The organism is Streptomyces filipinensis (assembly GCF_014649495.1).
GTDB classification, from domain to species: Bacteria; Actinomycetota; Actinomycetes; order Streptomycetales; family Streptomycetaceae; genus Streptomyces; species Streptomyces filipinensis.
In genome coordinates this window covers 219,162-240,643 of sequence record NZ_BMTD01000009.1, presented here as the reverse complement: position 1 = coordinate 240,643, position 21,482 = coordinate 219,162, and the positions used below count along the sequence as shown (strand labels likewise).

At 71.1% G+C, this 21,482-nt stretch carries 16 protein-coding genes and 1 tRNA gene; 6 read left to right on the top strand and 11 right to left on the bottom strand.

The window, feature by feature from the left end; genetic code table 11:
• Positions 1–7 precede the first annotated feature (7 nt).
• Positions 8–787: a glycosyltransferase family 2 protein gene (locus IE244_RS21580; RefSeq protein ID WP_191875298.1), complete on the top strand. Its 780-nt coding sequence runs from the start codon at positions 8–10 to the stop codon at positions 785–787.
• A 21-nt stretch (positions 788–808) separates the two neighbouring features.
• Here the strand turns inward: IE244_RS21580 and IE244_RS21575 are convergent, their stop codons facing one another.
• The gene (locus IE244_RS21575; protein WP_191875179.1) at positions 809–997 is read right to left on the bottom strand and encodes a ferredoxin; all 189 of its coding nucleotides are present in this window, start codon (positions 995–997) and stop codon (positions 809–811) included.
• A gap of 128 nt (positions 998–1,125) precedes the next feature.
• Positions 1,126–1,608 (bottom strand): hypothetical protein, encoded by a 483-nt coding sequence (locus IE244_RS21570; RefSeq protein ID WP_191875308.1) that lies wholly within the window; start codon positions 1,606–1,608, stop codon positions 1,126–1,128.
• Positions 1,609–1,783: 175 nt separating this feature from the next.
• Here IE244_RS21570 and IE244_RS21565 point away from each other — a divergent pair, with 175 nt between their 5' ends.
• Positions 1,784–2,359, top strand: coding sequence for a hypothetical protein (locus IE244_RS21565; protein WP_191875178.1), 576 nt, complete (start codon positions 1,784–1,786; stop codon positions 2,357–2,359).
• Positions 2,360–2,758: 399 nt separating this feature from the next.
• Positions 2,759–6,823, top strand: coding sequence for a WD40 repeat domain-containing protein (locus tag IE244_RS21560; protein ID WP_191875177.1), 4,065 nt, complete (start codon positions 2,759–2,761; stop codon positions 6,821–6,823).
• 206 nt (positions 6,824–7,029) lie between these two features.
• Here the strand turns inward: IE244_RS21560 and IE244_RS21555 are convergent.
• The 9 genes from IE244_RS21555 to dnaA form a co-directional block, all read right to left on the bottom strand.
• A tRNA-Ile gene (locus tag IE244_RS21555) sits at positions 7,030–7,106 on the bottom strand.
• Between the two features lie 110 nt (positions 7,107–7,216).
• A complete protein-coding gene (locus IE244_RS21550; RefSeq protein WP_191875176.1) occupies positions 7,217–7,954 on the bottom strand; it encodes a DUF3566 domain-containing protein in 738 nt (245 codons plus the stop codon).
• Between the two features lie 19 nt (positions 7,955–7,973).
• The gene (gyrA, locus tag IE244_RS21545) at positions 7,974–10,571 is read right to left on the bottom strand and encodes a DNA gyrase subunit A (RefSeq protein WP_191875175.1); all 2,598 of its coding nucleotides are present in this window, start codon (positions 10,569–10,571) and stop codon (positions 7,974–7,976) included.
• Positions 10,572–10,613: 42 nt separating this feature from the next.
• Entirely contained in the window at positions 10,614–12,722 is a 2,109-nt protein-coding gene (gyrB, locus tag IE244_RS21540; protein WP_191875297.1) for a DNA topoisomerase (ATP-hydrolyzing) subunit B, read from the bottom strand.
• Positions 12,723–13,097: 375 nt separating this feature from the next.
• Positions 13,098–13,673, bottom strand: a complete 576-nt coding sequence (locus tag IE244_RS21535) for a DciA family protein (RefSeq protein ID WP_191875174.1) — start codon at positions 13,671–13,673, stop codon at positions 13,098–13,100.
• Positions 13,670–14,791: a DNA replication/repair protein RecF gene (gene recF, locus IE244_RS21530; RefSeq protein WP_191875173.1), complete on the bottom strand. Its 1,122-nt coding sequence runs from the start codon at positions 14,789–14,791 to the stop codon at positions 13,670–13,672. Before recF ends, IE244_RS21535 begins: the two co-directional genes overlap by 4 nt.
• A 101-nt stretch (positions 14,792–14,892) precedes the next feature.
• On the bottom strand, positions 14,893–15,774 hold the full coding sequence (gene gnd / locus IE244_RS21525) for a phosphogluconate dehydrogenase (NAD(+)-dependent, decarboxylating) (protein ID WP_191875172.1): 882 nt from the start codon (positions 15,772–15,774) through the stop codon (positions 14,893–14,895).
• Positions 15,775–16,040: 266 nt separating this feature from the next.
• Positions 16,041–17,171, bottom strand: a complete 1,131-nt coding sequence (gene dnaN, locus IE244_RS21520; protein WP_031164326.1) for a DNA polymerase III subunit beta — start codon at positions 17,169–17,171, stop codon at positions 16,041–16,043.
• A 1,063-nt stretch (positions 17,172–18,234) separates the two neighbouring features.
• The gene (dnaA, locus tag IE244_RS21515; protein WP_191875171.1) at positions 18,235–20,184 is read right to left on the bottom strand and encodes a chromosomal replication initiator protein DnaA; all 1,950 of its coding nucleotides are present in this window, start codon (positions 20,182–20,184) and stop codon (positions 18,235–18,237) included.
• Between the two features lie 395 nt (positions 20,185–20,579).
• Between dnaA and rpmH the strand changes: the two genes are divergently transcribed.
• Genes rpmH through yidD form a run of 3 tightly spaced genes read left to right on the top strand, consistent with a single transcriptional unit; the run spans position 20,580 to position 21,481 of the window.
• Positions 20,580–20,717: a 50S ribosomal protein L34 gene (gene rpmH, locus IE244_RS21510; RefSeq protein WP_003956500.1), complete on the top strand. Its 138-nt coding sequence runs from the start codon at positions 20,580–20,582 to the stop codon at positions 20,715–20,717.
• Positions 20,718–20,738: 21 nt separating this feature from the next.
• Positions 20,739–21,110: a ribonuclease P protein component gene (gene rnpA / locus IE244_RS21505; RefSeq protein ID WP_191875170.1), complete on the top strand. Its 372-nt coding sequence runs from the start codon at positions 20,739–20,741 to the stop codon at positions 21,108–21,110.
• On the top strand, positions 21,107–21,481 hold the full coding sequence (gene yidD, locus IE244_RS21500) for a membrane protein insertion efficiency factor YidD (protein WP_191875169.1): 375 nt from the start codon (positions 21,107–21,109) through the stop codon (positions 21,479–21,481). The genes rnpA and yidD overlap by 4 nt, the downstream gene beginning before the upstream one ends.
• Position 21,482 lies beyond the last annotated feature (1 nt).

Sequence of the window (21,482 nt, the reverse complement as noted above, 5' to 3'; positions counted from 1 at the left end):
CGCCGCCATGACCCGGCTCGTCACCGTCGTCACCGCTGTCCACGCCCCCTCGGCACGGTTCCTGCCGGACGCCTACGCCTCCCTGTGCGGGCAGCGGCTTCCCGAGGGCTGGGGGTGGGAGTGGGTGATCCAGGAGGACGGCACGTCGGACCAGGTCCGGCCCCGCGTCCCGGACGACGCGCGCGTGAGCTTCCGCCAGGGACGGCCGGGCGGGCCCGGCGTCGCCCGTACGATCGCGCTGGCGCGCGCGGAGGGCGCGTATGTGAAGGTCCTGGACGCCGACGACCAGCTCACGCCCGGCGCGCTGGCCCGCGATGTGGCCGTGCTGGAGGCGGACCCCACCGTCGGCTGGACGACGTCCCGGGTCCTCGACCTGCTGCCCGACGGCTCGACGGCGGGCTTCCCCGGCGACCCCGGCGACGGCCCCCTCGAACGCGGTGCCGTGCTCGGCCACTGGAAGCGCAACGGCTTCCGCGCACCGGTCCATCCGGCGAGCCTGTGCGTCCGACGGGAGCTGCTCCTCGCGCTCGGCGGCTGGATGGCCCTGCCGGCTTCCGAGGACACGGGCCTGCTGCTGGCGCTGGACGCGGTGAGCCGCGGCTGGTTCTGCGCGGAGGTCGGTCTGCTGTACCGCAAGTGGGAGGGCCAGGTCACGGGCCAGGCGTCGCACGTCGACCCCGTCGAGCGCGAGGCCCGCATGGCGGTCGCGGAGGCCCGGGCCCGCGCGCTGGCCGCGCTGACCTGGGCCTATCCGGCCGGTGCGGGCAGCCCTCGGTCCGGTTCCTGAGCCGGGCGTCCGCCCGCCGCGCTACTCGCCGAGCACGATCGCCTGCGAGGGGCACCTCTCGGCCGCTTCCCGCACCTGCGGGTCGTCGCCCCAGCCCTCCCGGCCGGGCCGTACGACCCCGTAGCCGCCCTCGAACGCGAACACCGCCGGCGCCCGGTGCGCGCACTCGGCGGACCCGTAGCACAGGGCGCGGTCGACGGACACCTTCATACGTCCTCCAGTCGTCAACGACCCCGGCCGACGCCTCCGGCCGCGGGCCGACTCGGTGACCTCCAGAACGTCACTGCCCGCCAGAACACCCCCCGAACCGGCGCCCGCGCCCGCCAGCCGCCTGCCGTCTATCGCCCTCCGCCCGCGACCGAGAGCCAGTGGGCCACCCGGCGGACCGTGGGCTCGTCGAGCAGGTCGGCCATCGCCCGCACCGCCTCGCCGTCCTCGGCACCGAGGTCGTACAGGCCCGCCTTGCTCAGCCCGGCCATGAGCACCTGGTGCCGGCGGTCCGTCATGCGTTCCGCGAGCTTGGCCGAGCCTGCGGAGCCGGGCGCGGGCCCACGGGCCGGGGCGGCGGGAGCGGGGGCGGGTTCCCTGCCGGGCGCGGCGTCGTAGCGGCGCCAGCCACCGTCCTCGGGCCCCCAGAGCACGACCGTCATCTCCTCGCCGCGCGCCCGTACGGTCTGGGTCATGTCTCCGACGGCGTACAGCACCGGATCCCGGTCGGGCGACTCGGCGCCCACCGTCCAGGAGTCCTGCGCGGGCCGGTGGAACATCGCGACCCAGCGCGGAGCACCGGGCGGTCGCGGACACGAGGGACGCTTCTGCATGTCGGTCACTCTCCCCTTCGGGAACGCGGGCGAAGGGGACGATATCTGACGGTGCGTCAGATAGCCAGGGTGAGCCGGGCCCGCTGCGCGCTTCTGGTCTCCTCACGGCCGGCGTGGCACCCTGCCCGCACCCCGGAGCGGGGATGCGGTGTCGTCCTGGACGAGGAGGCCGAGGATGAGCGGACAGGAAGGAACGGCGGCCCGAGCGGTCACCGACGCCGAGGCGCTGCGCAGGCTCCACGGGGCCCGCGCGCGCAGCGCCTACGACCGCGCGGTCGCCGCGTGCCGGTACGCCGGTGTCGGGCAGGACGCCGCCGTGGCCGTACCGAGGGATCCCGTGGGCCGGGCCGCCAACGCGCTGCGCCTGTCGGCCGAGTCGCTCGCCGCGCTGAACGCGGGCGCCCCGGACCCGGCGGCGGACGCCCGCTGTGCCCGCAACGCCGCCGCGACCGCCGCGCTGGCCGCCCAGGTGGCCGCGGCACGGGACGGCAGGGACACCACAGACGGCACGGACGGCACATACAGCACAGAAGGTACGGAAGGCACAGAAGGCGCAGCCGCCTCCGCCGCGGCCCTGCGCGCGGCGCTCGCGGCGTCCCGGGCCGCCGCGGTCGCGGCCGGCGGCAGTGCCCTGGGGCGGAACGCGGCACTGAACGCCTCCGCCCGGGAGGCCGAGCGGCACGCCGTCGCCACGGCCCGCGCGGCCGGCTGGCTCGACATCCCCACGGGCGTACACACGGACACGCGCTGACGCACACGACGGGCAGGGGGAAACCGCACCGCCCCCGCCCGCCCGGCACCGGTCCCTCCCCTCGTGGGGACCGGTGCCGAGCGGTGCGGAGCGTCGACTCGTGCCACGTCGGCTCGGCACGGGTCGAAGCAGCGAGCCGTTCGGAAGGCACCCCGGGCCACCCTGGGGGTGGAACTTGGCCGAGATGCGTCGGCGTCACGGGCTGGCTCTCCGAGCGCAGGGCCGTGGCCTGTCCGGACGGTTGTGAAGGCTCCGCTACCGGGTCCGGATCCTGCCATCTGCGGCCCCCGCGGAGGAGACCTCGGACCTGCCGTCCCGTGCTTAGTCGCAGGTCAGGCATATAGGGTGGGTTTTCCGGTCCGGACGTCCAGACTCGGGGGGAAGTAAAGGGGTGGGACCTTGAGTTCCGACTCAGGGACACGCACAGCTTTCGCCGAGCGGCTCGCGCTGCTGTACAAGGAGGCTGGAAACCCTCCGCTCAAAAGCGTCGCCGAGGCGGTCGTGCGGCTGCAGCGGGTCGACGAGCGCGGGCGGCCCGTGCGGGTGTCCGCGCAGCGGATCAGCGACTGGCGCCGGGCCAGGAACGTACCGGCCCAGTTCACCGCCCTCGCGGCGGTGCTGCACATCCTGATCCCGGAGGCGCGGCGGCTGCGGCCCGCGCCGGTGTCCACGGGCCTGTACGACCTCGCGCACTGGCAGCGGCTGTGGGAGCGCGCGCTGGCCGACCCGGTCGGCGACCGGCCCGCACCGCCCGCCGAGGAGGACCGGCGGCCGTCCGCCCAGGCCCCGCCCGTCGCCGGCGGCGTGTGCCCGTACCGCGGCCTCGCCCCCTACCGGCAGGAGGACGCCCGCTGGTTCTTCGGCCGGGAACGGAGCACGAGCGCGCTCGTCGCCCAGCTGCGCGCCGCGGAACGCACCGGCGGCCTGGTGATACTCGTGGGCGCCTCGGGAGCGGGGAAGTCGTCCCTGCTCAACGCCGGCCTGGTGCCCGCCGTCCGCGGAGGCGCCCTGCGCGACGGCCAGGGCGTGGGCATACCGTCCCAGGCCGCCGGGGAGGGCACCGCCGACTGCGTGCTGCACCTCGTCCCCGGTGCCGACCCCCTGGGTGAGCTGGTGCGCCGCATCCCCGACCTCAGCGCCGTCGCCGCCGACGCGCGCCGGGCCGAGCAGGAGGCCACGGAGAATCCGGCGGCTCCCGGGTCCGACTCCCCGCGCGTGGCGCGGGCGGCGCGGGAGGCCGTGGCGGCGTGGGCGCGCCGCACGGCACCCGCCGGGATGCGGCCGGTCGTCATCGTGGACCAGTTCGAGGAGGCGTTCACCCTCTGCCCGGACGAGGCGGACCGGCGTACGTTCATCCAGCTCCTGCACGCCGCCTGCACCGCGCCCCTCGGCACGGACGACCCCGCCCCGGTGCTCGTCGTCCTCGGTATCCGCGCCGACTTCTACGAGCAGTGCCTGCGCTACCCCGAACTCGCCGACGCGCTGCAGCACCGGCACATGGTGCTCGGCCCGCTGACCAGCGCGGAACTGCGCGACGCGGTGACCGGACCGGCCAAGGCCGTGGGCCTGGAACTGGAGGCGGGGCTCGCCGAGCTGATCCTGCGCGAGGTGAGCGCCGACGGCCCGCGCGGGGCGCACGACGCGGGCGTGCTGCCACTGCTGTCGCACGCCCTGCTCGCCACCTGGCAGCGCCGCAAGGCCGGACGGCTGACGCTGGCGGGCTATCGCGCGGCGGGCGGGATCCAGGGGGCCGTCGCGGCGACCGCCGAGCGTGCCTGGTCGGGGCTCGACCCCGCGGCCCGCACGGCCGCCCGGCTGCTCCTGCTGCGGCTGGTGAGGCTGGGCGAGGACACCCAGGCCACCCGTCGGCGCGGGACCCGGCGGCAGCTGGCGCAGGAGTCGGCGGACCCCGGCAAGACGGAGGAGTCCCTGGAGGCCCTCGTGCGGGCCCGGCTGGTGACGCTGGACGCGGACACCGTGGAGATCACCCACGAGGCGCTGCTGCACGCCTGGCCGCGGCTGCGGCACTGGATCGTCGACGACCGGGGCGACCAGCTGCTGCGCCAGCGGCTGGAGGAGGACGGCCGGTCCTGGGAGGAATCGGACCGGGACAGCTCGCTGCTCTACCGGGGCTCCCGGCTGGAGCAGGCGCGCACCTGGGCGAAATCGGCCGGGGACACGTATCTGACCCGTACCGCGGTGGAGTTCCTGGCCGCGGCCGTCCGGCTGCGCAGGCGTTCGGTGTGGCTCAGCCGCGCCGCGGTGGCGGCACTGGTGGCGCTGGCCCTGGTCGCGGGCGGTACGGCGGTGATCGCCTGGCAGCAGCGCGACGACGCCGTGTTCGAGCAGGTGCTCGCCGAGGCCGACCGGGTCCAGCACACGGATCCGTCCCTGGCCGCCCAGCTCGACCTGGTCGCCCACCGGCTGCGCCCGGACGACGAGGGCACGTACAGCAGGCTGGTCTCGATCGTGAACGCGCCCCTGGCCACCCCGCTGTCCGGCCACACCGGTGCCGTCTACCTCACCTCGTTCAGCCCCGACGGCAAGACCCTCGCCACGGCCAGCTACGACCGGACCGTCCGGCTGTGGGACGTGGCCGACCCCAGCCACCCCAAGCCGCTCGGCAGGCCGCTCACCGGCCACCGCAGCTGGGTCAGCAGCGCCGTCTTCAGCCCGGACGGGCACACCCTCGCGAGCGCCGGCGACGACGGCACGGTCCGGCTGTGGGACGTGACCGACCCCGGCCACCCCAAGCCGCTCGGCAAGCCGCTCACCGGCCACCGCGGCACCATCTACCTGGTCGCCTTCAGCCCGGACGGGCGCACACTGGCCTCGGCCGGCGAGGACCACACGGTACGGCTGTGGAACACGGCGGACCCGCGCCGGGCGACGCAGCGGCAGGTGCTGCGCGGGCACACCGCCGCGGTGCGCAGCCTGGCGTTCAGCCCCGACGGCCACACCCTCGCGGCGGGCGGGGACGACGACACGATCCTGCTGTGGAACATGGCCGATCCGCTCCGGCCGAAGCCGTACCCCACGGCGCTGAAGGGCCATACCGACCTCGTGCACTCCGTGGCGTTCAGCCCCGACGGCCACACCTTGGCCAGCGGCAGCGCGGACGACACCATCCGCCTGTGGAACGTCACCGACCCGGCCCGGCCGTCCTCGCTGGGCCCGCCGCTGACCGGCCACTCCGCCCCGATCTGGTCGGTGGCCTTCAGCCCGGACGGCCACAGGCTGGCCGCCGCGAGCGCGGACAGCACGGCGAGCCTGTGGGACGTGAGCGACCCGGCGTCCCCCTCACAGGTGGGTGAGCCGCTGGCGGGCAGCAGCGGGGAGATGTACGCCCTGGGGTTCAGCCCCGACGGGCGGACCCTGGCCACCGGCAGCGGCGACAGCAAGGTACGTCTGTGGTCGCTGCCGACCTCGGACATCATCGGCCGCAGCGGCGCGTTCCGGCCGGACGGGCGGGTGCTGGGCACGGCGGCGCGGGACGGCAGGCTCCGGTTGTGGGACGTGACGCGTCCCGACCGGCCGGTGCTGCTGAGCAAGCCGTTCATGCGGGGCGACGCCGGGCACCGTGCGCTGCGGTTCTCCCCCGACGGCCGCGCCCTCGCCGTCCTCACCTACGACCACGCCGTGTACCTGTGGAACGTCCGCGATCCGTCCCACCCGGTCGCCGCCGGCGCGCCCATCGCCCTGCGCACGCGCTTCGCGGGGCCGGGCACCCTCGCCTTCAGCCCGGACGGCCGCACCCTGGCCACCGCCTACGACGACACCACCGTCCAGCTGTGGGACATCACCGACCCCGCGCACCCCGCCGCGCTCGGCAAGCCGCTGAGGGGCCACCGGGGCTATGTCAACGCGATCTCCTTCAGCGCCGACGGCCGCACCCTCGCCTCGGGCAGCGCGGACAGCACGGTCCGCCTCTGGAACGTCACCGACCCGGCCCGGCCGACCGCACTCGGCCGGCTCACGGACCACTCGGGCCCCGTCAACGCGATCGCCTTCAGCCCGGACGGGCGTGTTCTGGCCAGCGGCAGTGACGACGACACGGTCCGGCTGTGGAATCTCGGCCACCCCGCCTCGGCGACCGCGCTGGGAAAGCCGCTCATCGGCCACACCGAGGCGGTCAAACTGCTGACGTTCAGCCCGGACGGGCATGTTCTGGCCAGCGGCGGCAACGACAACACGGTCCGGCTGTGGAACGTCACCGACCCCGCCTCGGCGAGCCCCATCGGCCAGTCGATGAACCCCAACGCCAGGTCGGGCACCTTCCTGTCGTTCAGCCGCAGGGGCAATGTCCTGGGGCTCTCCAGCGGCACCGACACGGTCCGGCTGTGGCGGCTGGACGCCGACGCGGCGATCGGGCACATCTGCTCCGTCACCCGGGGCGTACTGACCCCGCAGAAGTGGCACGAGTACCTCCCCCGCCTCTCCTACGACCCTCCGTGCGGTCGGTGATCGGCCAACCTGACTCGTTCCTGCCCGACTTCGCCCCACAAGGCGCCCGCTCTTGTTACCCTTGGCCACAGCCCGATCGCTGGTGCATCCCCCGTCGCCAGCGGTCGGGCCTTTTTCTGCCCGTTCACCGCCCCCCAAGGCGGCGGCAGTCATGCCCCCTGAACGCCGAAGACCCCCAGCCGATACCGGCTGGGGGTCTTTCGAACTGGTGGGGCTAACAGGATTTGAACCTGTGGCCTCATCCTTATCAGGGATGCGCTCTAACCAACTGAGCTATAGCCCCGCCGCGCTTTGCGGTGTGTCCCGCGCGCTGACTCCTGAAGATTAGCGCACGACCACGTCAGTCCCAAAATCGGTTGTCCGGGGACTGTCAGGTCAGGGACCCGCAGGCCGTCACTCGTCCTCCGCCAGGGTCAGCTCGACGCCGCCCACGAAGCCCGCGGAGAGGTTGTAGATGAACGCGCCGAGCGTCGCGAGCGCCGTGGCCAGCACCACGTCGATGACCGCGATGATCGTCGTGAACGTCAGGACGTGGGGGAGCGACAGGAACGCCTGCAGGTCGAAGCCGTTCGCCTCGTTCGAGCCGGTCGCCTCCGAGATCGTGCCGCCCACCGTCGAGAACACGCCCATCGCGTCCATGACCATCCACAGCACCGCCGACGCGACGATCGTGCAGATGCCGAGCGCGATGGAGAGCAGGAAGCTGACCTTCATCACCGACCACGGGTCGGCCTTGGCCACCCGCAGCCGGGCCTTGCGGGTCCGCGGCGCCGTGCGCGCACCGGTGCGGGGACGGCGTACGGCACCGGCGGGCGCCTGCGCCGGGTAGGCCTGCGGCGGGTGGTACGGACCGGCGGGCTGCTCCGGGCGCCGCTCACCGGGGAGCGGGGAGGGCGGCTGCTGGGCCGCGCCGGCCGCGGCCGGGCCTCGGGTGTCCGTCACAGTGCCCCCCTGGGGTCCAGACGTACCGGAGGAGTCCGTCCCGGACACCTTCACCGGCTTCAGGTTGGTCGTGTGCGGGTCGGTCACGCTCCCCGCACCCGACCCGTTCGCGGCGGAGCCACGGCCGCCGCCGTCCGTCTCCGTACCCGTGGGGGTACCGGCCGATCCGGCGCCCGTGGCTCCGCTCACGATGACTCACTCCTCGTGCCTACTCGGCCGAGGGCACCTCACCCTCGTCCGTGCCGGTGGTCGCGGCGTCCTCGGCGGTCTCGTCGACGACGTCCCCGCCGTCGACCTCCTCCGCCTCGCGCCCCGCCTCGGCGTTACGTGCGATACCGACCACGGCATCGCGCTTGCCCAGGTTGATCAGTTGGACGCCCATGGTGTCACGGCCCGTCTCCCTGACCCCGCTGACTCGCGTGCGAATCACACCGCCGGAGAGGGTGATCGCGAGGATCTCGTCACTCTCCTCGACGATCAGCGCGCCGACGAGCGAACCGCGGTCCTCCACGATCTTGGCGGCCTTGATGCCGAGGCCGCCGCGGCCCTGGACGCGGTACTCGTCGACGGCGGTCCGCTTCGCGTACCCACCGTCGGTGGCAGTGAACACGAACGTACCGGGTCGAACAACATTCATCGACAGAAGTTCATCGCCTTCGCGGAAACTCATCCCCTTCACGCCGGAGGTGGCGCGGCCCATCGGGCGCAGGGTGTCGTCCGAGGCGGTGAACCTGATCGACTGTGCCTTCTTGCTGATCAGAAGCAGATCGTCGTCGGCCGAGACCAGTTCGGCACCGATCAGTTCGTCGTCCGTTCCGTCCTCGCGCTCGCGCAGATTGATCGCGATCACACCGCCGGAGCGAGGCGAATCGTAATCCTTCAGAGGCGTCTTCTTGACCAGACCGGACTTGGTGGCCAGCACCAGGTACGGCGTCGCCTCGTAGTCGCGGATCGCCAGGATCTCGGCGATCGCCTCGTCCGGCTGGAAGGCCAGCAGGTTGGCCACGTGCTGGCCGCGCGCGTCCCGGCCGGCCTCGGGCAGCTCGTACGCCTTCGCCCGGTACACCCGGCCCTTGTTGGTGAAGAACAGCAGCCAGTGGTGGGTCGTGGAGACGAAGAAGTGGTCGACGATGTCGTCTTCCTTCAGCTTCGTGCCGCGCACGCCCTTGCCGCCGCGCTTCTGCGCCCGGTAGTCGTCCGTCTTGGTCCGCTTGACGTAACCGCCGCGCGTGACCGTGACGACGATGTCCTCCTCGGCGATCAGGTCCTCGATGGACATGTCGCCCTCGTACGGGATCAGCTTGGTCTGGCGGTCGTCGCCGTACTTCTCGACGATCGCGGCCAGCTCCTCGCTGACGATCCCGCGCTGGCGGACCGGGGAGGCGAGGATCGCGTTGTACTCGCTGATCTTCGCCTGGAGTTCGTCGTGCTCCTGGACGATCTTCTGCCGCTCCAGGGCCGCCAGGCGCCGCAGCTGCATCTCCAGGATCGCGTTGGCCTGGATCTCGTCGATCTCCAGCAGCCCCATCAGGCCGGTGCGCGCGACCTCGACGGTCTCGCTGCGCCGGATCAGCGCGATGACCTCGTCGATCGCGTCCAGGGCCTTCAGCAGGCCGCGCAGGATGTGCGCGCGCTCCTCGGCCTTGCGCAGCCGGAAGCGCGTACGGCGGACGACGACCTCGATCTGGTGCGTCACCCAGTGGCGGATGAACGCGTCCAGGGAGAGCGTGCGCGGCACGCCGTCGACCAGCGCCAGCATGTTGGCGCCGAAGTTCGTCTGCAGGTCGGTGTGCTTGTACAGGTTGTTCAGCACGACCTTGGCGACCGCGTCCCGCTTCAGGACGATGACGAGGCGCTGGCCGGTGCGGGACGACGTCTCGTCGCGGACGTCCGCGATGCCGCCGATCTTGCCGTCCTTCACCAGGTCGGCGATCTTCTGCGCCAGGTTGTCCGGGTTCACCTGGTACGGCAGCTCGGTGACCACCAGGCACTGCCGGCCCTGGATCTCCTCCACCTCGACCACCGCGCGCATCGTGATGGAGCCGCGCCCGGTGCGGTACGCCTCCTCGATGCCCTTGCGGCCCACCACCAGGGCACCGGTCGGGAAGTCGGGGCCCTTGATGCGCTCCATGAGCGCGTCCAGCAGCTCCTCGTGCGAGACGTCCGGGTTCTCCAGGTACCACTGGGCGCCGGCCGCGACCTCGCGCAGGTTGTGCGGCGGGATGTTGGTCGCCATGCCGACCGCGATACCGGCCGAGCCGTTGATCAGCAGGTTCGGGAAGCGGGCCGGCAGGACGGTCGGCTCCTGGGAGCGGCCGTCGTAGTTGTCCGTGAAGTCGACGGTCTCCTCGTCGATGTCGCGGACCATCTCCATCGACAGCGGCGCCATCTTGCACTCGGTGTACCGCATGGCGGCCGCCGGGTCGTTGCCCGGGGAGCCGAAGTTGCCGTTGGAGTCCACCAGCGGCATCCGCATCGACCACGGCTGCGCGAGGCGCACCAGGGCGTCGTAGATCGAGGAGTCGCCGTGCGGGTGGTAGTTGCCCATGACGTCACCGACGACACGGGCGCACTTGTAGAAGCCGCGCTCGGGGCGGTAGCCGCCGTCGTACATCGCGTACAGCACGCGCCGGTGGACGGGCTTGAGGCCGTCCCGGACGTCGGGCAGCGCGCGGGACACGATGACGGACATCGCGTAGTCCAGGTACGAGCGCTGCATCTCCGTCTCAAGCCCGACGGGCTCGACACGCAGGGTGATCTCGCCACCCTCGGTCTCGGGGTTCTGCGGAGTGTTCTCGTCGGCCATTGCTGGTGAAGATCCTTCCTGGTGCGGTCAGCTGAGACCGACTCAGATGTCGAGGAACCGGACGTCCTTGGCGTTGCGCTGGATGAACTGGCGACGGGCCTCGACGTCCTCGCCCATCAGGACCGAGAACAGGTCGTCGGCCTGGGCCGCGTCGTCCAGGGTGACCTGGCCGAGGACCCGGTGCTCCTGGTCCATCGTGGTCACGCGCAGCTCCTCGGCGTTCATCTCGCCGAGGCCCTTGAAGCGCTGGATCGAGTCCTCGCGGACGCGCTTGCCGCGCTGGCGGCCCATCTCGATCAGGGCGTCGCGCTCGCGGTCGGAGTACGCGTACTCGATGTCGTCCCGGCCCCACTTGATCTTGTACAGCGGAGGACGCGACAGGTACACGTGCCCGGCCTCGACCAGCGGCCGCATGAAGCGGAACAGGAAGGTCAGCAGCAGGGTGCTGATGTGCTGGCCGTCGACGTCGGCGTCCGCCATCAGGATGATCTTGTGATAGCGGAGCTTCTCGATGTCGAAGTCCTCGTGCACACCCGTACCGAAGGCGGAGATCAGCGCCTGGATCTCCTGGTTCTGCAGGATCTTGTCGATCCTGGCCTTCTCGACGTTGAGGATCTTGCCGCGGATCGGGAGGATCGCCTGGTACTGCGGGTTACGGCCCGACTTGGCCGAGCCGCCGGCGGAGTCACCCTCGACGATGAAGATCTCGCACTTGGTGGGGTCGTTCGACTGGCAGTCGGACAGCTTGCCCGGCAGGGAGGCCGACTCCAGCAGGCCCTTGCGACGGGTCAGATCACGGGCCTTGCGGGCCGCGACGCGCGCGGTGGCCGCCTGGATGCCCTTGCGGATGATGTCCGCGGCCTCGACCGGGTTGCGGTCCAGCCAGTCGTTGAGGTGCTCGTAGACCGCCTTCTGCACGAAGGTCTTGGCCTCCGTGTTGCCCAGCTTGGTCTTCGTCTGGCCCTCGAACTGCGGCTCGCTGAGCTTGACCGAGATGATCGCGGTCAGACCCTCACGGATGTCGTCACCGGTGAGGTTGTCGTCCTTCTCGCGCAGCAGCTTCTTGTCGCGCGCGTACTTGTTGATCAGGCTGGTGAGGGCCGCGCGGAAGCCCTCCTCGTGCGTGCCGCCCTCATGGGTGTGGATGATGTTGGCGAACGAGTACACACCCTCGCTGTAGCCGCTGTTCCACTGCATGGCGACCTCAAGGGACAGGCTCTTGTCCTTGTCCTCGGCGTCCAGGTCGATCACCGTCGGGTGAACGACCTCTCCCTTGCGGGAGTTGAGGTACTTCACGAAGTCGACGATGCCGCCCTCGTAGTGGTACGCGACCGACTTGACCTCGGCCTTCTCGTCCGCGCCCGCCTCGTCCGCACCGCTGGTGGCCTTCGCCGACTCGCGCTCGTCGGTGAGTTTGATCGTCAAACCCTTGTTGAGGAACGCCATCTCCTGGAAACGCCGCGACAGCGTCTCGAAGGAGTACTCGGTGGTCTCGAAGATGTCGGGGTCGGCCCAGAAGGTGACCGAGGTGCCGGTCTCCTCCGTGGCCTCGTGCTGGACGAGCGGGGCCGTCGGGACGCCGAGCTTGTAGTCCTGCGTCCAGCGGTGGCCGTCGGTCCTGATCTCGACGGCGACCTTCGTGGACAGCGCGTTCACGACGGACACACCCACACCGTGCAGACCGCCGGAGACGGCGTAACCGCCGCCGCCGAACTTGCCGCCCGCGTGGAGCACGGTCAGCACGACCTCCACGGCCGGCTTGCCCTCGGAGGGCACGATGCCCACCGGGATGCCACGGCCGTTGTCGACGACCCGGACACCGCCGTCGGCGAGGATCGTGACGTCGATCGTGTCGGCGTACCCGGCCAGCGCCTCGTCGACCGAGTTGTCGACGACCTCGTACACCAGGTGGTGCAGACCGCGCTCGCCCGTGGAACCGATGTACATGCCGGGCCGCTTGCGGACCGCGTCCAGCCCTTCGAGCACGGTGATGGCGCTGGCGTCGTAGGAGGCGGAGGCTGCGCCAGAATCTGCGGCCTCGCCGGACACGGGAGCCTCGGCGGGCTCGCCGTTCACGCCGGCGTCGGTGGACGGGATGTTCTCGTTGGGGTTGCCGGAATCGGCCACGAAGCGCCCTTTCTGGCACAGCACGAGCCGGGCTCGTCGGCGGGGTTGCCGGAGCGGCTGCGGCATGTTGCGTTGGTAAGCCTTGATCAGCGTTGCTCAGCTTTTCCCGGGCGGTCCCCACAGTGGGGCGGGATTGTCTTCCAGTCTACCGGTAGCTCTGACATCGATGGGGGTTTGCCGGTACCTGAGTCCCCATGTGCCGCCCTGAACCGGCCTCTGCCGGGTCCCGATATACGGATGGGGGCTCCAAGGGGCTCACAGCGGCACTCAGCGCTTCGAGCCGTCAACCCTTGGCTACTCGGGGGTCAGAAGGCGATCCACCAGTGCCACGGCGGCTCTCCACACCTGCGACACGGCACCCTGCCGACGGCACGGGCCCACCCTTCGACGTGAGGTACGTCACCCGTACGTATCGCCGGGTCCAGAGCTCCCCGGAGCCCGCAGCGGGCCGAAGCGCCGGGCCGGACCGCCCGGATTGAGCACCTTGATCATCCGTACGGTGCCGTGCCCCAGATCCTCGTTCAGGCGGGCGACCAGCGCGGGCGCGAGGTGGCGCAGCTGGGTGGCCCAGGCCGTCGAGTCGCACTGGACGACCAGCACACGCTCGTCCTCGTCGTACCGCTGCGGCACGCAGTGCTTGGCCAGGTCCTCGCCGACGATCTGCGGCCAGCGGCCCATCACGCCGCCCACCGCCGCCGGGGTCTCCCAGCCGCGCTCGGTCAGCAGCCGGTTGATCGCGGCGCCCAGCGCCATGGGATCACGCCCGTCGGCGCGCGCACCGGAGCGCAGACCACCGCCCCGCCGCGCCTGCTTCTTCTGCCGGGCCACGTCGCCACGCGCGCGTGCCTGCTCCTTCGCCGCGCGCAACGCCACGCGCGCGAGGTCGACACCGGAGGGCTCCGGAGCCTTCCCGGAAGCCTTCCCGGGGGCTGGTTCCCCGGCAGCTTTCCCGGGGACGGGTTCGTCGGTGCTCATACGCGCTCCACCGTCCCACCGGACACGGTGTACCGCGCGCCGGCCAGCACGTGCGGTACGTCGTCGTCCACGGCGGCGGTGACCAGCACCTGCTCGCCGGGCGCGACCAGCTCGGCCAGCCGCTCGCGGCGGCGCGCGTCCAGCTCGGCGAAGACGTCGTCCAGGACCAGCACCGGCTCGTTGCCCTCGGCCCGCAGCAGGTCGTAGGAGGCCAGCCGCAGGGCGAGCGCGTAGGACCACGACTCGCCGTGCGAGGCGTACCCCTTGGCCGGCAGCTGACCGAGCTTGAGGACCACGTCGTCCCGGTGCGGCCCCACGAGGGTGATCCCGCGCTCGATCTCCTGCTTGCGCGCCTCCGCCAGAGCCGCCATCAGCTGGGCGCAGAGATCCTCACGCCCGTGGGCCTCGCCCGGCGCGGACGGCTTGTACTCCAGCGCCAGCGGCCCCCCGCCGGGGGCCAGCTGCTCGTACGCCTTGTCGGCCAGCGGCTGCAGCGCGGCGATCAGGTCCAGCCGCTGCGCGAGCAGCTCGGCGCCCGCGCGCGCGAGGTGCTGGTCCCACACGTCGAGCGTGGACAGATCCATGGACCGCCCGCCGTGCCGGCGCGCCAGAGCCGCCGTCTTGAGGAGCGTGTTGCGCTGCTTGAGGACGCGCTCGTAGTCGGAACGCACACCGGCCATGCGCGGCGACCGGGCCGTGACCAGCTCGTCGAGGAACCGCCGCCGCTCCCCGGGATCCCCCTTGACCAGCGCGAGATCCTCGGGCGCGAACAGCACGGTCCGTACGATGCCCAGCACGTCCCTCGGCCTGACCTGCGAGGACCGGTTGATGCGGGCGCGGTTGGCCCGGCCGGGGTTCAGCTCCAGCTCGACCAGCTGCTGCCGGTCCCCCTGCCGGACCTGCGCCCGGATGACGGCCCGCTCGGCGCCCATGCGGACGAGAGGAGCGTCGGAGGCGACCCGGTGGCTGCCGAGGGTGGCGAGGTATCCGACCGCCTCCACCAGATTGGTCTTGCCCTGCCCGTTGGGGCCGACGAAGGCGGTGACGCCCGGGTCGAGCGGCACCTCGGCCCGGGTGTACGAGCGGAAGTCGGCCAGCGAGAGATGCGTGACGTGCATGGTCGTTTCGCCGGCCTTCCCCAGAGTGCTGATGGGCTGTGGACCACGGGGGCGGCCTGTGGACGGGCCGGTCCCCCGCGGAGGTGTGGACTACGTCTTCGCTACGGCTGCTTCTTCTCCACGGCGTGGCCGCCGAACTGGTTGCGCAGCGCGGCGATCATCTTCATCTGCGGCGAGTCCTCCTGCCGGGAGGCGAACCGCGCGAACAGCGACGCGGTGATCGCCGGCAGCGGTACCGCGTTGTCGATCGCGGCCTCCACAGTCCAGCGTCCCTCACCGGAGTCCTGTGCATAACCGCGCAGGCCCTCCAGGTGCTCGTCGTCGTCCAGCGCGTTGACCGCGAGGTCGAGCAGCCAGGAGCGGATGACCGTGCCCTCCTGCCAGGACCGGAAGACCTCGCGGACGTTCTCCACGGAGTCGACCTTCTCCAGCAGCTCCCAGCCCTCGGCGTAGGCCTGCATCATCGCGTACTCGATGCCGTTGTGGACCATCTTCGCGAAGTGGCCCGCACCGACCTTGCCGGCGTGCACCGCGCCGAAGTCGCCCTCCGGCTTCAGCGCGTCGAAGACCGGCTGCACCTTGGCGACGTTCTCGGCGTCGCCGCCGTACATCAGCGCGTACCCGTTCTCCAGGCCCCAGACGCCGCCGGAGACACCGCAGTCGACGAAGCCTATGCCCCTGGCCGCCAGCTCCTCGGCGTGCCTCTCGTCGTCCGTCCAGCGGGAGTTGCCGCCGTCCACGACCACGTCGCCGGGCTCCAGCAGCTCGGCGAGCTGGTCGATGGTCGACTGGGTGGGCTCGCCGGCCGGGACCATCACCCAGACCACGCGCGGACCGCTGAGCTTGCCCACAAGTTCTTCCAGGCTGTGGACATCCGCGAGGTCCGCGTTGCGGTCGTATCCGAGGACGGTGTGGCCCGCGCGGCGGATCCGCTCGCGCATGTTGCCGCCCATCTTGCCGAGGCCGACGAGACCGAGCTCCATCAGTTGTGTTCCTTAGGTCGCTGTGTGGCGGGAGAGGCACGAGGTGCCGAAGGCGAGCCTAAACCCGCCCTCGCCTGCACAGCTGTGGGCCTACGCGCTCATGCGTTAGGCCTCTGACCTGCGGCTTCTCGATACGCTGACGCGGCTGCGGACAGTCGTGCGGCAAGCGCCCCGGCCCGCGCCCGACACGGGTGCCGACACGGGTGCCGGACAGCGCCGGGCATCCACATGAGGCGCCCGGCACCGTGCACAGCTGTGGAAAACAATCAGCCGCTGAGCCGCACCGGCATGATCAGGTACTTGTACGCGTCGTCGGCCTCGGCGTCCACCGCCGGCTTCCCGCTGAGCAGCGCCGGCTTCGTGGACGTCGTGAACGACAGCTGGGCCACCGGCGAGTCGATCGCGCTCAGGCCGTCCAGCAGGAACGTCGGGTTGAAGGCGATCGAGATGTCGTCGCCCTCCAGCTGGGCGTCGACCCTTTCCACAGCCTGTGCGTCGTCGCTGGAGCCGGCCTCCAGGATCAGCACGCCCTGCTCGAAGCTCAGCCGCACCGGGGTGTTCCGCTCGGCCACCAGCGCCACACGCTTGACGGCCTCCACGAAGGGCGCGGTCTCGATCACGGCGACGGAGTTGAACTCGGTCGGGAACAGCGTGCGGTACTTCGGCAGGTCGCCCTCGAGCAGCCGGGTGGTCGTACGGCGCCCCGCGCCCTCGAAACCGATCAGCCCCTCGCCCGCACCCGACCCGGACAGCGCCAGCGTCACGCTGTCACCGGCGCCGAGCGACTTGGCGGTGTCCAGCAGCGTCTTGGCCGGGACCAGGGCGACCGCGGAGGCGTCCGGGTTCTCCGGCTTCCACAGGAACTCGCGGACGGCGAAGCGGTAGCGGTCGGTCGAGGCCAGGGTGACCGTGTCGCCCTCGATCTCGATGCGCACGCCGGTGAGGACGGGGAGCGTGTCGTCACGGCCGGCGGCGATGGCCACCTGGGAGACGGCGGCCGCGAAGACCTCGCCGGGGACGGTGCCGGTGGCGTTCGGCATCTGCGGCAGCGCCGGGTACTCCTCCACAGGCAGGGTGTGCAGGGTGAACCGGGAGGATCCACAGACCACGGTCGCCCGTACACCGTCTGTGGAAATCTCCACCGGCCGGTTGGGGAGCGCGCGGGAGATGTCGGCGAGCAGCCGGCCGGAGACGAGGACGGTGCCGTCCTCCTCGACCTCGGCGTCCACGGAGACGCGTGCGGAGACCTCGTAGTCGAAGCTCGACAGGCTCAGCTGGCCGTCCTCGGCCTTGAGGAGGAGGCCGGCGAGGACAGGCGCCGGCGGACGGGCCGGGAGGCTGCGTGCCGCCCACGCCACTGCCTCCGCGAGTACGTCGCGTTCCACCCGGATCTTCACCGTAAGCCGCCTCCTGCTGTTGCTACTGAGTCCTCCGACTCGGTGTCACCGCCCACTGCGGAGGGCAGGACACCGGGGACCAGTCTGACGCACCGCACTGACAGTAGGTGCCTGTCGGGGTCAAGTCGCTCCGAGGGGCAGCCGGGCGCGAGACAGCGAGTTGTGCACAGGCCCCGCTTCCAAACGATTCCCGAGCTCTCTCTAGTTGGGAGTAGTAGTAGGGCCTGTGGATACCGTGGATAACCACGTTTGCCCAGCTCAGGGCAGGAATTTTGTCCACCGGGCCTGTGGGTGGAGGCGGTGGACAACCGGGGGCGTCTGTGGAGAACAGAAAGTTCTGCACACACCGCCCACAGCCTGAGGGCAGTTCTCCCCAGCTGCGTCCCCAGGTTTACCCACGTTTCCCACACCCCAATCCGGCACCTTCGTGTGACGGCTTTCACTCGACGCGGTGAGCGGGTGCGTCGCGTTGCCGAACAGTGGACAGCCATGTGGAGAAGCTGGGGATCGCTGGGGACAACCGGCGCGAGCCTGTGGGTCGTCGGTGGACAACTTCGTGCACAGCCTGTGGATCTTTTCCTTGTCCACAGTCTGTGGAGATCGTTCATCCACGATTCCACAGGGTGCTGAGCTGGGCGAACGCTGGATGAACAGGCTCCCTGTGGATGCGGTTCGGGACAACTTCGCAGTCCCCAACGTGTGGACGGAAGAAAGTCACCGAATCTGTGGAGAGTGGCCGTAACCCGGCAGAAAATCGAACAACCGGTGGCGGACGAGGAACGCCCTCACCGCCCGCGAGCCCCTCGCTCACGGTGCGGAGGGCGGTGCGGCGAGGCGCTGAGGCGAGGCCTGGGGCGCTGAGGCGAGGGTGCTAGGGCGAATCCGAGGGCACTCGGCCGAGGGTGCTGGGGCGAAACCGAGGGCGCTGGGCGACGTCCGCACGGCAGCGGCGGTCGTACCCGCGGGGGCTCACCAAGCCACGGCGGTCATGCCGAAGGGCGCCCCGGGATGCGTTTTCCCAGGGCGCCCTCGGCGCCGGCGCAGGACCGGCGTCAGCCGTACGTCAGCCGTTCTTGATCCGGTTGGTCAGCTCGGTCACCTGGTTGTAGATCGACCGCCGCTCCGCCATCAGCGCCCGGATCTTGCGGTCGGCGTGCATCACGGTCGTGTGGTCCCGCCCACCGAACTGCGCCCCGATCTTCGGCAGCGACAGATCCGTCAGCTCACGGCACAGGTACATCGCGATCTGCCGGGCCGTGACCAGCGCCCGCCCGCGCGAGGTGCCGCACAGGTCCTCCACGGTCAGCCCGAAGTAGTCCGCGGTCGCTCCCATGATCGCCGTGGCCGTGATCTCGGGAGCGCTGTCCTCGCCGCCGGGGATCAGGTCCTTCAGGACGATCTCGGTCAGGCCGAGGTCGACCGGCTGCCGGTTGAGCGAGGCGAACGCCGTCACCCGGATCAGCGCGCCCTCCAGCTCACGGATGTTCCGCGAGATCCGGGACGCGATGAACTCCAGCACCTCCGGCGGGGCGTTCAGCTGCTCCTGCACCGCCTTCTTGCGCAGAATCGCGATGCGCGTCTCCAGCTCGGGCGGCTGGACGTCGGTGATCAGACCCCACTCGAAACGGTTCCGCAGCCGGTCCTCCAGCGTGACCAGCTGCTTGGGCGGCCGGTCGGAGGAGAGCACGATCTGCTTGTTGGCGTTGTGGAGCGTGTTGAAGGTGTGGAAGAACTCCTCCTGCGTCGACTCCTTGTCCGCGAGGAACTGGATGTCGTCGACGAGCAGGATGTCCATCTCGCGGTAGCGCTTGCGGAAGCTGTCGCCCTTGCCGTCGCGGATGGAGTTGATGAACTCGTTGGTGAACTCCTCCGAGCTGACGTAGCGCACGCGCGTGCCCGGGTAGAGGCTGCGCGCGTAGTGCCCGATCGCGTGCAGCAGGTGCGTCTTGCCGAGTCCCGACTCCCCGTAGATGAACAGGGGGTTGTAGGCCTTCGCCGGAGCCTCGGCGACGGCGACCGCGGCGGCGTGCGCGAACCGGTTGGAGGCGCCGATGACGAACGTGTCGAAGAGGTACTTCGGGTTCAGCCGCGCGGTCGGCTCGCCGGGACCGCTCGCCGGTGCCGGCTGTGCGGCCAGCGGACCGGGGGCACCGGTCGCGGGCAGGTCCGGCCGGCCGGTGCCGCCGCGGTGTGCCGGGCCGCCGGCCGGCGGCTGCTCGGGCAGCTCACGGCGGACGGGGTCGCGCTGGTCGTACTCGGTGCGCGACGGCTCGTACTCGGGGCGTGCGGAGTCGTAGTCAGGGCGCCCCGTGTCGTAGTCCGCGCGCGGGCTGTCGTACTCGCCACGCTGCTGCTCGTACGACGGCCGGTCCCTGCCCGGCGAGCGGTAGTCCGAAGACGGCGGGCCGTAGGTGTCCGGGCCGGAGCCGTAGGGGTCCTGGGACGACGGCGAGGCGTACGGGTCGCGCTCGGGGAAACCGAGCCGGGGCTGCTGCCAGCTGTACTCGTCCTGCGGGGGGCGCGGCCAGGCGCCGGGTTCGCGGCGCTGGTACTCGGAGGGATACGCCGGGCGCACGACGGGGGGCTGGTCGGCGCGGGACTGCTGCTCGGCCGGCGGCTGCTCGGAGGCGCGGTGGCGGCCGTAGCCCTCGTACGGCGCGGACGGCAGTTCCGGCTCCTCGTAGCGCGGCTTGGGCGGCGTCTGCTGCACCGGTGCGGCGGGAGCGGGCGGCTCGCCCGCGGAGTCGTCCACGGTGATCGCGATGCGGATGGGGCGGCCGCACTCGCGGCTCAGCGTCTCGCTGACGATCGGCGCGAGCCGGCCCTCCAGTACGCCCTTCGCGAATTCGTTCGGTACGGCGAGCAGAGCGGTGTCCGCGACCAGCGCGAGCGGCTGGCAGCGCCGGATCCAGTGCTCATCCTTTACCTCGACACCCTGCCCGCGGCCTTCGCCGAGGAGCTGCTCCAGTACGCGTGGCCACACTGCGGCAAGATCGGCAGGTACGTCAGCCACAGGGCACGCTCTCTCACAGGTCCCACGAACGTGTGATCGCGGGACGGGTCGGGGGGTAGATCGGGTGGTCGGTGGGTCAAACCCGCCGGGGCGGGGGACAAAAGAACGAATCGGAGTCCAGCCACGGTAGTCAGCGCGGCGGGTGCGGTTCAAGTTGTTGTCCCCAGCCTGTGGATAGTGTCTCTCCGTGACCCTCGGTTTGACCGGATGGCGTAGCCCCGCGTACCGTAACCAGGTCGAGTTGTCGATGGCTGCTGCCGCCTGCCTCCGATGGGCACAGGTCACGTCAGGTGATCGGGAAGCGGTGCACTCGGGCGTGAAGCGAGCTACTCGTGGGCGCACGGTGACAGCCAAGACGGCACCCCGCCACTACCGATTCTTTCTGGAGCCCCCGAGTGAGCAAGCGCACCTTCCAGCCGAACAACCGTCGTCGCGCGAAGACCCACGGCTTCCGGCTGCGTATGCGCACCCGTGCCGGCCGCGCGATTCTCGCGTCCCGCCGTAGCAAGGGTCGCGCCCGCCTGTCCGCCTGATCCCGATCAGGTCATGACATCGTGCTGCCTACCGACAACCGGCTGAGGCGGCGCGAGGACTTCGCGACCGCGGTCCGACGAGGACGCCGGGCAGGACGCCCGAGCCTCGTCGTCCACCTTCGTAGCGGTGCCACGGACCCGCACGCGCCTGGGGAGAGCGCTCCCCCGACGCGTGCGGGTTTCGTCGTGAGCAAGGCCGTGGGTGGCGCGGTCGTGCGCAACAAAGTGAAGCGCAGACTGCGCCATCTGATGCGTGACCGAGTCGCCCTGTTTCCCCCCGGTAGCCTGGTAGTCGTACGAGCGCTGCCGGGATCGGGCGACGCAGACCACGCACAGCTGGCCCGAGACCTGGATGCCGCCCTTCAGCGGCTGCTGGGAAGGGGCGCGCGATGAAGTACCCGCTGCTGGCTCTGATCAAGCTGTACCAGTGGACGATCAGTCCACTGCTGGGGCCGGTGTGCAAGTACTACCCGTCGTGCTCCCACTATGGCTACACGGCCATCGACCGGCACGGTGCGATCAAGGGAACGGCACTCACCGCCTGGCGCATCCTCCGGTGCAATCCGTGGTCGCTGGGCGGTGTGGACCATGTTCCGCCGCGCAAGCGTCCGCGGTGGCACGAAATGCTGCGCAACGCTTGGCGCGCACGCAAGGGCGGGCCCTCCGCCGCCGAACCGGCCACCGAAGTGAAGCTTGAGAAGTCTCCTTCCGAGCTTGCTCCGAGCCCGGCCGCAGAGACCTCGTCCCATGCCCAAGGAGCATGAT